Source organism: Cryobacterium sp. 10I5, assembly GCF_035019865.1.
Lineage (GTDB): Bacteria > Actinomycetota > Actinomycetes > Actinomycetales > Microbacteriaceae > Cryobacterium > Cryobacterium breve_A.
In genome coordinates, this window is record NZ_JASJVI010000099.1 from 1 (window position 1) to 12,054 (window position 12,054).

12 protein-coding genes are annotated in these 12,054 nt (G+C 70.1%); 9 read left to right on the top strand and 3 right to left on the bottom strand.

Annotation, left to right across the window (positions count from 1 at the left end):
- Positions 1-176: 176 nt before the first annotated feature.
- Genes QN350_RS17120 through QN350_RS17130 form a run of 3 tightly spaced genes read left to right on the top strand, consistent with a single transcriptional unit; the run spans position 177 to position 5,052 of the window.
- Positions 177-1,199 carry a 3-oxoacyl-ACP synthase III gene (locus QN350_RS17120; protein WP_322138387.1) on the top strand — a complete coding sequence of 341 codons (1,023 nt, stop codon included), beginning with the start codon at positions 177-179 and terminating at the stop codon, positions 1,197-1,199.
- An 11-nt stretch (positions 1,200-1,210) separates the two neighbouring features.
- Positions 1,211-4,075 carry an alpha/beta fold hydrolase gene (locus QN350_RS17125; protein ID WP_323516955.1) on the top strand — a complete coding sequence of 955 codons (2,865 nt, stop codon included), beginning with the start codon at positions 1,211-1,213 and terminating at the stop codon, positions 4,073-4,075.
- A gap of 5 nt (positions 4,076-4,080) precedes the next feature.
- The gene (locus tag QN350_RS17130) at positions 4,081-5,052 is read left to right on the top strand and encodes an NAD-dependent epimerase/dehydratase family protein (RefSeq protein WP_322140358.1); all 972 of its coding nucleotides are present in this window, start codon (positions 4,081-4,083) and stop codon (positions 5,050-5,052) included.
- 109 nt (positions 5,053-5,161) lie between these two features.
- Here the strand turns inward: QN350_RS17130 and QN350_RS17135 are convergent, their stop codons facing one another.
- The gene (locus tag QN350_RS17135; RefSeq protein WP_323516951.1) at positions 5,162-5,524 is read right to left on the bottom strand and encodes a GntR family transcriptional regulator; all 363 of its coding nucleotides are present in this window, start codon (positions 5,522-5,524) and stop codon (positions 5,162-5,164) included.
- A gap of 95 nt (positions 5,525-5,619) precedes the next feature.
- Between QN350_RS17135 and QN350_RS17140 the strand changes: the two genes are divergently transcribed.
- Both QN350_RS17140 and QN350_RS17145 read left to right on the top strand, forming a co-directional pair.
- A complete protein-coding gene (locus QN350_RS17140) occupies positions 5,620-6,072 on the top strand; it encodes a YdeI/OmpD-associated family protein (RefSeq protein ID WP_322138385.1) in 453 nt (150 codons plus the stop codon).
- A gap of 152 nt (positions 6,073-6,224) precedes the next feature.
- Positions 6,225-6,998, top strand: coding sequence for an ABC transporter permease (locus QN350_RS17145; protein WP_322138384.1), 774 nt, complete (start codon positions 6,225-6,227; stop codon positions 6,996-6,998).
- Between the two features lie 155 nt (positions 6,999-7,153).
- On the opposite strand, the gene QN350_RS17150 is transcribed toward QN350_RS17145, so the two are convergent.
- Entirely contained in the window at positions 7,154-7,591 is a 438-nt protein-coding gene (locus tag QN350_RS17150; RefSeq protein WP_134449176.1) for an Lrp/AsnC family transcriptional regulator, read from the bottom strand.
- Positions 7,592-7,853: 262 nt separating this feature from the next.
- Here QN350_RS17150 and ddaH point away from each other — a divergent pair, with 262 nt between their 5' ends.
- The 4 genes from ddaH to QN350_RS17170 all read left to right on the top strand — a co-directional run bounded on the left by ddaH (position 7,854) and on the right by QN350_RS17170 (position 10,721).
- Positions 7,854-8,708, top strand: coding sequence for a dimethylargininase (ddaH, locus tag QN350_RS17155; RefSeq protein WP_369125187.1), 855 nt, complete (start codon positions 7,854-7,856; stop codon positions 8,706-8,708).
- Positions 8,705-10,003 carry an ornithine--oxo-acid transaminase gene (rocD, locus tag QN350_RS17160; RefSeq protein WP_323516952.1) on the top strand — a complete coding sequence of 433 codons (1,299 nt, stop codon included), beginning with the start codon at positions 8,705-8,707 and terminating at the stop codon, positions 10,001-10,003. Before ddaH ends, rocD begins: the two co-directional genes overlap by 4 nt.
- A gap of 121 nt (positions 10,004-10,124) precedes the next feature.
- Positions 10,125-10,331, top strand: a complete 207-nt coding sequence (locus QN350_RS17165) for a hypothetical protein (RefSeq protein ID WP_323516953.1) — start codon at positions 10,125-10,127, stop codon at positions 10,329-10,331.
- Between the two features lie 18 nt (positions 10,332-10,349).
- Positions 10,350-10,721, top strand: a complete 372-nt coding sequence (locus QN350_RS17170) for a type II toxin-antitoxin system death-on-curing family toxin (RefSeq protein ID WP_323516954.1) — start codon at positions 10,350-10,352, stop codon at positions 10,719-10,721.
- 33 nt (positions 10,722-10,754) lie between these two features.
- Here QN350_RS17170 and QN350_RS17175 read toward each other — a convergent pair whose 3' ends face one another.
- A complete protein-coding gene (locus QN350_RS17175) occupies positions 10,755-12,014 on the bottom strand; it encodes an alpha-hydroxy acid oxidase (protein ID WP_323516956.1) in 1,260 nt (419 codons plus the stop codon).
- Positions 12,015-12,054 lie beyond the last annotated feature (40 nt).

Below are 12,054 nucleotides of genomic sequence, written 5' to 3' on the forward strand. Positions count from 1 at the left end.
GAGTTTTGGCCCTTAAACCACGGCGTTAAGGGCCAAAACTCCGCTCTCGCGGATGGGGCGGGCGGTCAGGGGGGCGCGGTACACAGCGCGCGTACGAGGAACGATCAGTTGAGTGGAGGATAATACCGGGGACCGTGGCGTGCCAACGGCGCCATAACTCGACAGGGGATCAGCACTTGGACGGAAACGCAACGACGTCGCACACCAACGTCGCGCTCTTGGCGGTAGCGAGCACCCTCGCGCCGATCGTCACGACCTCGATCGAGATCGACCGTCGCCTGCAGCCGGCCCTGAAGCGCCTGCGTCTTCCGAGCGGGCTGCTCCAGCGCGTCGCCGGCGTCTACGAACGCCGCAACTGGGGCAGCGACCTCGCCTTCGACGACGCGGCCGTGTCAGCGGGCAAGCGCGCCCTGAGCGAGGCCGGGGTCGAGCCGGGCCAGGTCGGTCTCCTGATCAACACCTCGGTCACGCGCAAGCACCTCGAACCCTCCGTCGCCGTGCGCATCCATCACGGCCTCGGCCTGCCGTCGTCGGCCACCAACTTCGACATCGCGAATGCGTGCCTCGGCTTCGTGAACGGGATGACCCTTGCCGCCCAGCTGATCGACTCCGGCCAGGTCGACTACGCCGTGGTGATCGACGGCGAAGACGCCGATGAGATCCAGGCCAACACGATCGACCGGCTCGGACGGCCGGACATCGGCCGCAAGGACTTCATGAGCGAGTTCGCCAGCCTGACCCTCGGGTCAGGGGCGGCGGCGGCCGTCCTCGGACGTGCGGACCGGCATCCGGAAGGCCATCGAATGCTCGGCGGCGTAACGCGCGCCGCGACCCAGTTCAACGGGCTCTGCGTCGGCAGCGTCGACGGCATGTTCACCGACGCCAAGGCGCTGCTCAAGGGCGGCATGGAACTCGTCGTCTCGGCCTGGACGGAGGCCAAGCGCGACTGGAACTGGTCGAGCATGGACCGCTACATCCTGCACCAGGTCTCGGACGTGCACACCAACGCGATCGTGAAGGCCACCGGGCTCGATCGGGCGCGCGTGCCCCTCACCTACCCGCTGTTCGGCAACGTCGGGCCCGCGTCGATCCCGATCACCCTCGCCGAAGAGGCGAAGACCCTGCGCCGGGGCGACCGGGTGCTGCTCATGGGGGTCGGCTCCGGCCTCAACACCGCCATGATGGAACTGGCCTGGTGACCGGCCGCACCATGACGCACCCCCGGCAACAGCACCAGTACCGCCTGCCGCGCGCCGCGGCGACACCCGCGCCGGCCTCACTGCCGCCCGAGGGGCTGCCGGGGCTCGACCCAGCTCTCTCGAGACTCGTCGAGGCCGAGGAGCCGGGCGCCGGCATCCGCACCTGGCACCTGCTCGACAACGGACCCCTGCTCGCATCCCACGGCATCACCCCGGTCGGCACGGTGCTGTGCGTGCACGGAAACCCGACCTGGTCGTACCTGTGGCGCTCGCTCGTGACGCAGGCAACGGATGCCGCCACGCGTGGCGAAGAGGCCTGGCGTGTGATCGCCGTCGACCAGCTCGAGATGGGCTTCTCCGAGCGCACCGGGACGGTGCGCCCGCTCGCGCGCAGGGTCGCAGACCTGGGCGACCTCACGGACGCGCTCGGCCTGGCCGGGCCGGTCGTCACCTTCGGCCATGACTGGGGCGGAGTCGTCTCCCTCGGCTGGGCGATCGACCATCCGGACCTGCTCGCGGGCGTGCTGCTGCTGAACACCGCGGTGCACCAGCCGGAAGACGCCGCGATCCCTGCGCCCCTGCGGCTGGCCCTTCAGGGCGGCGTGCTCGGTACCGCGACCGTCACAACGTCAGCGTTCCTCGACACGACGCTCGCGCTCGCACACCCGCCGCTGTCCGCCGCTGTCAAGCGCGCCTACCGGGCGCCGTACCGTGGCGCGGCGCGGCGCGGGGGGATCGGTGCGTTCGTCGCCGACATCCCGGTCGGTCCCGGATCCGTCAGCACGCCGGAACTCGACCGCATCGCCTCGGGAATCCGTGACCTCGACGTGCCGGCCCTGCTGCTCTGGGGTCCCACCGACCCGATCTTCAGCGACCGCTACCTCGACGACCTCCTCGACCGGCTCCCCGGCGCCGACGTGCACCGCTTCGAGGGTGCAGGGCACCTGGTCGCCGAGGACGTCGACTACGCCGCGGCCGCACTGACCTGGCTCGCGGACCGCGGCCCGGTCGCGGCCCCGCCCACTCCGGTGCCCGAAAAGGACACCTCGGACCGGGCAACCGCGCCTGGACTCGGGAGCGGCGGATACCAGCCGCTCTGGCACTATCTCGACGAATTCCGGGAGAGCGACGACATCGCCCTCGTCGATATGGCGCCGGGTCGCGGCGCCGCTCCGGTCACCGTCAGCTGGCGCGAGCTGTCCACCCGCGTGCGCCGGCTGGCCGCCGGGCTCTATCAGATCGGCGTCCGCAGCGGCGACCGGGTCTCGCTGCTCGTTCCCCCGGGCGCCGACCTCACGGCCGTGCTCTACGCGTGCGTGCGGATCGGCGCCGTCGTCGTGGTCGCGGATGCCGGCCTCGGCCTGCGTGGCCTGACCCGGGCCGTCCGCGGCGCGCGACCAGACCATGTCATCGGAGCGACGCCCGGGCTCTTCGCTGCCCGGGCCCTCGGCTGGCCGGGACAGAAGATCTCCGCGGTCACCCTCGCCAGGCCGCTTGCCCGGCTCCTCGACGTCTCCTTCACCCTCGCCGAGCTCGAGTCGCTCGGCGCGGAGGAAGGGCTGCCGCCCGAGCCCACCGCGACCGACACGGCGGCGGTGCTCTTCACCTCCGGTTCGACAGGGCCGGCCAAGGGCGTCGTCTACACGAACGGCCAGCTCGCCGCGGTCAGCCAGGCCCTCCGCGCCCAATACGGCGTCGGCCCGGGGACGGGCCTCGTCGCCGGTTTCGCACCGTTCGCCCTCCTCGGCCCCGCCCTCGGTGCACGCTCGGTGACCCCCGACATGGACGTGACCTCGCCCAAGACGCTCACCGCGACCGCCGTCGCCGCCGCCGTCGCCGCGATCGACGCCTCCGTCGTGTTCCTGTCGCCCGCAGCCCTCACGAACGTCGTCGCGACCGCGGGAAACCTCGCACCTGCGGACTGGGCGTCCCTCGCCGGGGTGCGCAGTTTCCTGTCCGCCGGTGCGCCGGTCGCCGAGCCGCTCCTCGCGGCCGCCGCACGGCTGATGCCGGGCGCGACGGCCCATACCCCGTACGGCATGACGGAGGGCCTCCTGATGACGGACATCACCCTCGAGGGCATCCGGGCCGCGGCGGGAGAACTTCACCGCGCCCCGTCACGGGCCGTAACGGATGCCGCGAACCGTCTGAGCGAAACCGGTCAGCCGGACACCGACGTCGAGACCGCGGCAACCCCGGGCGGGGTCTGCGTGGGATGCCCGACCGGGACCACGAGGATCCGGATCAGCGCGCTCGATGACCGTGGCGCGGCCACCGGCGCTCTGTCCGAGACGATCGGCGTCACCGGTGAGATCGTCGTCTCAGCGCCCCACGTCGAAGACCACTATGACCGGCTCTGGCTCACCGACCGGGCCGCCCGGCGCGGCGCGATCGCGGGCGAACGCTGGCACCGCACCGGCGACGTCGGCCACCTCGACGCCGATGGCCGGCTCTGGGTCGAGGGCCGGCTGCCCCACGTCATCGTCACGAACGCCGGAGTGGTCACTCCGGTCGGCCCTGAGCAAGCCATCGAACGCATTCGGGCCACGCCCAGGGACGCGGTCACCGGTGACACCCGTGGCCGCCCGGCGCAGGGCCACGCCGGCGTTGCCCGGGCCGCCGTCGTCGGAATCGGGCCGGTGGGCACGCAGCAGCTCGTCGCCGTCGTCGAAACCACGCCGGCCGCACGCCGGGTCCGCCTCGCGTCGAGCGAGCTCGCCGCGGCGGTCCGGCTCGCGTCCGCGGCTCCGATCGCGGCCGTGCTCGTCGTCCCGAACCTGCCGACCGACATCCGGCACAATTCCAAGATCGACCGCAGTCGGCTCGCCCGCTGGGCGGGCGGAGTCCTTTCCGGTGGGCGGATGACGCGACCGTGACTCCGCTGCGGGTTCTCGTCACCGGTGCGAGCGGTTTCCTCGGTCGGGCGGTCGCCGCTGAGCTCGTCGCGGTCGGGCACGAGGTGAGCTGCTTCCAGCGGCGGCCGTCCGGCGTGGCCGGGGCACGGGATCTGCTGGGTTCGGTGACATCCGCGGCGGACGTGACGCATGCCGTCGTCGGCATGGATGCTGTCGTGCACCTCGCCGCGAAGGTGTCCCTCGCCGGCGACCCGCGCGACTTCGAGGCGGTGAACGTCGGGGGCACCCGCTCACTGCTCGGCGCTGCAGCGGATGCCGGGGTCTCGCGCTTCGTGTTCGTCTCCTCTCCCTCCGTCGCCCACTCCGGGGCATCCATCGTCGGCAGCGACGCCGGCCCGGCAGATCCGGCCCGCGCCCGCGGCGACTATGCCCGCACCAAGGCCAGGGCGGAACTGCTCGCGCTCGACGCCGACTCTCCGCTCATGCGCGTCGTGGCCGTGAGGCCGCACCTGGTCTGGGGCCCCGGGGACACCCAGCTGGTGGCCCGGATCGTCGACCGGGCGCGGGCGGGGCGACTTCCCCTGCTCGGACACGGCGCAGCCCTCATCGACACGACCTACGTGGACAACGCCGCCACGGCGATCAGCGCCGCCCTCGACCGGGCGCGCGACGTGCACGGCAACGCCTACGTCATCACCAACGGCGAGCCCCGACCGGTCGCCGAGCTGCTCGCCGGGATGTGCCGGGCGGCCGGTGTGCGCCCGCCGGCCTGGTCTGTTCCCGCCGCCCTCGCACGCGCAGGCGGCACCGCCATCGAGGCCGCGTGGCGAGTTCGTCCCGGAGCCGACGAACCCCCGATGACCCGCTTCCTCGCCGAACAGCTTTCGACCGCGCACTGGTTCGACCAGCGTCGTACGCGCGCCGACCTGCGCTGGGCCCCGCAGGTCACCCTCGACGAGGGATTCCGCCGCCTCGGCGCCTCCTACCTGCAGGTGTAGTTCGCAGCCGACCGTCGCCGTACGCGCCCACAATCGCCGGCGCGCTGGGCAACCTCGGCGGATTCGGCGACTCTCGCCGGCCGCGATCGGGGTCGGGAAGGCGACGAACCTAGGGGCGGATGCCGAGCGCGGCCGAGACGAGCGCGAGCGCGTCGTCCGTAGCGAGGCCGAGCGCGCGCATCCGTTCGGCGAATTCGGCGGCCGCGCGTTGCGCCTGGCGCCGGGTCGGGTCGCCCGTCGCGGCGATGAAGGATCCCAGCCTGCCGCGGGTCTCGATGACTTCGCCCTGCTCGAGCTCGCGATAGGCCCTGGCCACGGTGTTCGGGGCGAGTCCGAGTTCGCCGGCGAGCCGGCGTACGGTCGGCAGCTTGTCCCCGGGAGCCACGGCACCGGTTCGAACGGCCTCGAGCACCTGGAGCCGAAGCTGCTCGAACGGCGGCGTGGGGGAGTGCTCGTCGACGGTGACCTTCATGATGCCCGCACCCGGCTTTCTTTGTGTTGGTTATGTACTAAGCTAGCCTGCCGTGACCCGTGCGCGAAACCGCTCGCTGCGGCATACTCGGTCCCATGAGATTCACCACAGTCCTCGAGCTCTCCGGTAAATCGGCAACGGGCATCCGCGTTCCCGAGGAGGTCGTTGTGGGCCTCGGTCCCGGCAAACGCCACGCCATCACGGTCACGATCGGCGGCCACACCTACCGCAGCTCTGTCGCCCCGTACCGTGGCGCGTACATGATCGCGCTGAGCGCCGAGAACCGCGAGCAGGCCGGCGTCGCCGCGGGCGACGAGATCGAGGTCGACGTCGAGCTCGACACCGAACCGCGGGTGGTCGAGGTGCCCGCAGACTTCGCGGCCGCACTTGATGAGCAACCGGATGCCCGGGCCGCCTTCACGGCGCTCTCTTACAGCAACCAGCGCGCTCACGTGCTCGCGATCGAGAGTGCGAAGACTCCGGAGACCCGCCTGCGCCGGATCGAGGCCGCCCGCACTGCCCTCACTCCGGCCACGCCGACTCCGTGACCTCTCAATCCCGGTCTGGTCCATTCGGTGTCGGGGAGACCACATCCCGTCCACCGGCTTTCTCGCTCATTGACCTTTCACGGAACGGGGACAGACCCCGCCCAGGAGCGGCCCCGAACAAGGCGGCTCGCCAGGCTCGCTAGGCTCGAAAGGTGACCTGGCCCGCCGACCTCCCCGCCGAACTGGCCGGACTCCTGCCCAGCCTCGTCGGGGTGCTGCTGCTGATCGCGGTCGTGACCGTCCTGCTCCGCGGCTTCCATGTGCCGCGCCCGTACGCCCCGGCACTCGCCATTCTGCGGGGCACGCTCCAGCTCGCAGCAATCAGCCTCATCCTGAGCGGCATCATCTCCGACCCGCTCTGGGTCGGAGTCGGCCTCAGCGTGATGTTCATCGCCGCGGTGAGCACGGTCAACCGTCGACTCGGAGCCACCCGGCAACACTTCGGCTGGATCGCCGTCGCCATGGGGATCGGCATCCTTGCGACGCTCATCGTCGTCTTCTCGGTCGGCGCGATCGAATTCTCTCCGCGGTATGTGCTCTCTTATGGCGGCATCATCATCGGCAACGCGATGTCGATCGCGACCCTCACCGGCCGGCGTTTCGGCGAGGCGGTCACCGACCACTGGGACGAGGTCGAGGGCTGGATGGCGCTCGGGGCCACCCCGCGGCAGTCGACGCTCGACCTGGCGCGCCGCGCCGTCTATTTCGCGATCATCCCGACGACCGACCAGACCAAGACCACGGGACTCGTCACCCTGCCCGGGGCGTTCGTCGGCGCCATCTTCGGCGGGGCCTCGCCTCTCGAAGCCGGGCGCTTCCAGATCGTCGTGCTCGCCGGCATCCTCTGCGCGGGGGCGATCACCGCAATCACCCTGATCCAGTTCCTCGCGCCGATCCGGATGAAGCCCGCCACGATCCCGACCTAGTCACGACCGACAAAGACCGCTCGCTCTTCCCGCGAGAGCGCACTTTTGGCCCTTAAACTGCTCGTTTAAGGGCCAAAAACGTACTCTCGCGGGCAGTGGTGAGGGTTGTACGGGCGACGGGCGACGGGCGACGGGCAGCGGATGCCGCGGTGCGGCTACTCGGCCGCGCGGTGGATGAGCCGGGAGAGCACGATCGCACTGCGGGTGTGGTCGACGTTGGGTGCGAGGCGCACCTTCTCGAGCGCCGCCTCGAGCCCGGGAATGTCCCGGGCCCGGATATGCACGATCGCGTCCGCGCTTCCCGTGACAGTCCCCGCGTCGACGACCTCCGGCACGCCGGAGAGGATGCGCAGGAGTTCGTCGGGCGCGACGGTTCCCCGGCAGAAGAGTTCGACATATGCCTCGGTGCTCATGCCATCGATGGCGGGGTCGACCTGGATCGTGAAGCCGCGGATGATCCCGTCGGCGACGAGCCGGTCCACCCGGCGCTTGACCGCGGAGGCGGACAATCCGACGACTGATCCGATATCGCCGTACCCGGCCCGGGCATTCTGTCTCAGAAGGTCGAGTATCCCGCGGTCGAGGTTGTCCATTCCGAGAGTCTAGGGGGAATTCCGCGCGTCGGCGTGGAATTCCTGCGCAAATGCTCACAATCACGCCGATTATGCGCGCATATTGGCGTGCAACGTTGATTCACGCTGTGTGAGAATGGGCACGGCGTTTCCGTGCGGTGCCGTGCGACAGTCAGTCGACTGGCGAACAGCCGCGCAGAGCTCTCATGAGTGACCTGGTCCGCCACCCACCCCGCGTTCCGATTCCGCCAGGAGCCGACGGAGCGCAGACGAAGGAGACCTCATGACCATCGATCTCGACCCCACGACGACAGCGACCGCGGCCGCAGCCCCGGTGCGCACCGCCGTCAAGCGCACGGTGCTGATGTGCAAGCCCGACTACTTCACCGTCGTCTACCGGATCAACCCGTGGATGGACCCGGCCATCCCGACCGACACGAGCCTCGCCGTCGCCCAGTGGCAGACCCTCTACGACACCTACGTCGGCCTCGGCTTCGACGTGCACCTGATCGACCCGATCGACGGCCTGCCCGACATGGTCTACGCCGCCAACGGTGGTTTCGTCATCGACAACATCGCATACGGCGCCGCGTTCACGTACCCGGAGCGCCAGCCGGAGGGCCCCGCATACATGGACTGGTTCCGCGCCAACGACTTCGACGTGCGGGTGCCCGTCGAGATCAACGAGGGCGAAGGCGACTTCCTGCTCGTCGGCGACGTCATCCTCGCCGGCACCGGATTCCGCAGCGCCTCGAACAGCCACGAAGAAGTGTCCGCGATCTACGGCCGTCCGGTGATCACGCTCAACCTTGTCAACCCGAGCTTCTACCACCTCGACACCGCCATCGCCGTGCTCGACGACACCAACATCGCCTACCTGCCGAGCGCCTTCGACGGGCCGAGCCTCGCCGTGCTTCGCGAACGCTACCCCGACGCGATCATCGTCACCGAGGAGGACGCCGCGATCCTCGGCCTCAACTCCTACTCCGACGGCTACAACGTCGTCATCGCCGCCCGAGCGAAGGACTTCGAGCGCCAGCTCCGCGAACGCGGCTACAACCCGATCGGCGTCGACCTCTCCGAGCTCCTCCTCGGCGGCGGCGGCGTCAAGTGCTGCACCCTGGAGCTGCGCCGATGAGCATCAACACGAACACCCGACCGGGCGCACACCGCGCCGACCAGCCGACGGATGCCGCCCTCGGCGCCTCCGCGGAGGCATCCGCAACGCCCGCCGCGTTCATCGCCCTCGAAGAAGACCACGCCGCCCACAACTACCACCCGCTGCCCGTCGTCGTCGCGACCGGCGACGGCGCCTGGGTGACGGATGTCGACGGCAAGCGCTACCTGGACTGCCTCGCGGCATACTCGGCGGTCAACTTCGGCCACTCGAACCCCGTGCTGCTCGACGCCGCGCGCGCCCAGCTCGGGCGGATCACGCTTACAAGCCGCGCCTTCCACAACGACCAGCTCGGCCCGTTCGTCACGGCTCTCGCCGAGCTCGCCCACAAGGACATGGTGCTCCCGATGAACACGGGCGCCGAGGCCGTCGAGTCCGGAATCAAGGTCGCCCGCGCCTGGGGCTACCGCGTGAAGGGCGTCGCGGCGGACCAGGCGAACATCATCGTCGCCGGGGGAAACTTCCACGGCCGCACCACCACCATCATCAGCTTCTCCGACGACGAGTCGGCCCGCGCGGGCTTCGGCCCGTTCACGCCCGGGTTCCGCACCGTGCCGTTCGGCGACGCCGCGGCGCTCGAAGCGGCGATCGACGAGAACACGGTCGCCGTGCTGCTCGAACCCATCCAGGGTGAGGCCGGCATCGTCGTGCCGCCCGCCGGGTACCTCCCCGCTGTGCGCGAGATCACCACGCGCCACAACGTGCTCTTCATCGCCGACGAGATCCAGTCCGGCCTCGGCCGCACCGGAGCGACCTTCGCGTGCGACCTCGTCGGCGTCGTTCCCGACCTGTACCTCCTGGGCAAGGCCCTCGGCGGCGGCATCGTTCCGGTGTCCGCGGTCGTCGGCAACCGCGATGTCCTCGGCGTGCTGCACCCGGGCGAGCACGGCTCGACGTTCGGCGGCAATCCGCTCGCCGCCGCCGTCGGCCTCGCCGTCGTGCGGATGCTGGCGGAGGGCGAATACCAGGAACGCGCCCGCGTGCTCGGCGCCCACCTGCACAAAGCCCTCCACGGCCTCGTCGGACACGGGGTCGTCGCGGTCCGCGGCGCCGGGCTCTGGGCCGGAATCGACATCGATCCTGCTCTGGCGAGCGGCCGCGCCGTGTGCGAGGCGCTCATGGTCCGCGGGGTCCTGGCCAAGGACACCCACGGCTCCACGATCCGTCTCGCGCCGCCGCTCTGCGTCTCGGAGGCCGACCTCGACTGGGCCGTCGCTCAGCTCGCGGCCGTGCTCGACGGGTTCGCCGCCGCGTAGCTCACCGACGGCCACCTGCCGCCGACGTGTGCCGTTTCGCCGAGTCGACCCGTTCCAGCGGGTCGGTTCGGCGGATGCGAGCACTCTCGACGCGGTGATACCACGGTGGTACCATTTCGCCATGGCCATGACAGTGAGACTCCCCCCAGAGCTCGACTCCGCGCTGGAGTCCCTTGCACGCCTTCGCCACACCTCCAAGCACGCGTTGCTGATCGAGGCAGCCGATCGTTTCGCACGGCAGGAATCAAAGACCGCGCGCGTGCTCGCGAGCGTTGACGAGATCACCGCAGAATACTCGGATCTGCTGACCCGGCTCGAAGACGCCTGAGTCCGCGGGCGCTCGGTGGTGATTGAGTACATCGAACCTGAGCAAGCCCTGGCCGTCGTGGCACATCTCGGACTTCATGTACGCGATCAGGGCTTACTCTTCTCCGCGCTCGCCCGGCCATCGGCGGGCATGTTCGGCGAAGATGCCTACGCGACGCTTGAGTTGAAGGCGGCCGCCCTGATGTCGTCACTTGCGCAGAATCACCCCCTGTTCGATGGCAACAAGCGGCTGTCGTGGATCCTCACCCTGGCCTTCCTGCGGCTCAACGGCTTTCGCGTGGTCATGTCGACGGATGACGCGTTCCAGCTCGTGATCGAGGTCGCGCAAAGTGAGCTCGACCTCGACGCGATTGCGGCAACACTCGCACGCCATCTCATCCCCCTGAACTGAGCGTCCCAGGGCGACTCGTCGCCTCAGGCCCTGCTACACCGTCGCGGGCACCCCCTCCGGCCGGGCGATACGGCTCAGGCGCGAGAGCTGGGTGACGTGCCCTGGCTCGAGCTCCTCGAGCGACTTCACGCCGAGCAGGCGCATGGTGCGGGTGATCTGTTCCGAGAGAATGGCGATCGCCCGGTCGACGCCGGCCTCTCCGCCGGCCATCAGCCCGTAGAGGTACGCGCGGCCGATCAGGGTGAACCGCGCGCCGAGGGCGACGGATGCGACGATGTCCGCGCCGCTCATGATGCCGGTGTCGAGGTGCACCTCCATGTTCCCGCCGACCTCGCGGGTCACCTCGGGCAGCAGGTGGAACGGGATCGGTGCGCGGTCGAGCTGGCGGCCGCCGTGGTTGGAGAGGATGATCGCGTCGATCCCCATTTCGGCCAGCCGGGCGGCATCCGCCACGTTCTGCACGCCCTTGACGACGACCTTGCCCGGCCACTGTGCCTTGATCCAGGCGAGGTCCTCGAAGGTGACGGTCGGGTCGAACATGGTGTCGAGCAGTTCTCCGACGGTGCCGCTCCAGCGGTCGAGGGAGGCGAAGGCGAGCGGCTCGGTCGTGAGGAAATTGATCCACCACTCCGGGCGCGGCAGGGCGTTGACCACCGTGCCGACGGTGAGCTGCGGGGGAATCGAGAAGCCGTTGCGCTTGTCGCGGAGGCGCGCTCCGGCAACGGGCACGTCGACCGTGACGAGCAGGGTGTCGAAGCCGGCCTTCGCTGCCCGGTCGACGAGGGCCATCGAGCGGTCGCGGTCCTTCCACATGTAGAGCTGGAACCAGTTGCGGCCGTGCGGGTTGGCGGCCTTGACGTCCTCGATCGCGGTCGTGCCCATCGTCGAGAGCGAGAACGGGATTCCGGCCTTCGCGGCCGCGTGCGCGCCGGCGATCTCGCCCTCGGTCTGCATCATCCGGGTGAAGCCGGTCGGTGCGATCCCGAACGGGAGCGCGACCGGCGCCCCGAGTACGTCCCAGCCCGTCGAGACCGTCGAGACATCGCGGAGGATCGCCGGGTGGAACTCGATGTCCTCGAAGGCCTGGCGGGCGCGGGCGAGCGAGATCTCTGCCTCGGCTGCGCCCTCGGTGTAGTCGAACGCCGCCTTCGGAGTGCGCCGCTTGGCGATCGCGCGCAGGTCGTAGATGGTGAGGGCGCTTTCGAGCCGGCGCTTCTTCGCGTTGAGCTCGGGCACCTTGAACTGCATGAGCGGAGCGAGATCTTTGATCTTGGGGATGCGTCGTTGAACCATGGTCTGGAATTCCGTTCTGGGCTGGGGGCAGGGCGGGTCG

Coding starts and splice junctions, on each gene's coding strand:
- QN350_RS17125 (WP_323516955.1), top strand. CDS start 1,211: ATGACGCACCCCCGGCAACAGCACCAGTACCGCCTGCCGCGCGCCGCG.
- QN350_RS17140 (WP_322138385.1), top strand. CDS start 5,620: ATGAGATTCACCACAGTCCTCGAGCTCTCCGGTAAATCGGCAACGGGC.
- rocD (WP_323516952.1), top strand. CDS start 8,705: ATGAGCATCAACACGAACACCCGACCGGGCGCACACCGCGCCGACCAG.
- QN350_RS17165 (WP_323516953.1), top strand. CDS start 10,125: ATGGCCATGACAGTGAGACTCCCCCCAGAGCTCGACTCCGCGCTGGAG.
- QN350_RS17135 (WP_323516951.1), bottom strand. CDS start 5,524: ATGAAGGTCACCGTCGACGAGCACTCCCCCACGCCGCCGTTCGAGCAG.
- QN350_RS17150 (WP_134449176.1), bottom strand. CDS start 7,591: ATGGACAACCTCGACCGCGGGATACTCGACCTTCTGAGACAGAATGCC.
- ddaH (WP_369125187.1), top strand. CDS start 7,854: ATGACCATCGATCTCGACCCCACGACGACAGCGACCGCGGCCGCAGCC.
- QN350_RS17175 (WP_323516956.1), bottom strand. CDS start 12,014: ATGGTTCAACGACGCATCCCCAAGATCAAAGATCTCGCTCCGCTCATG.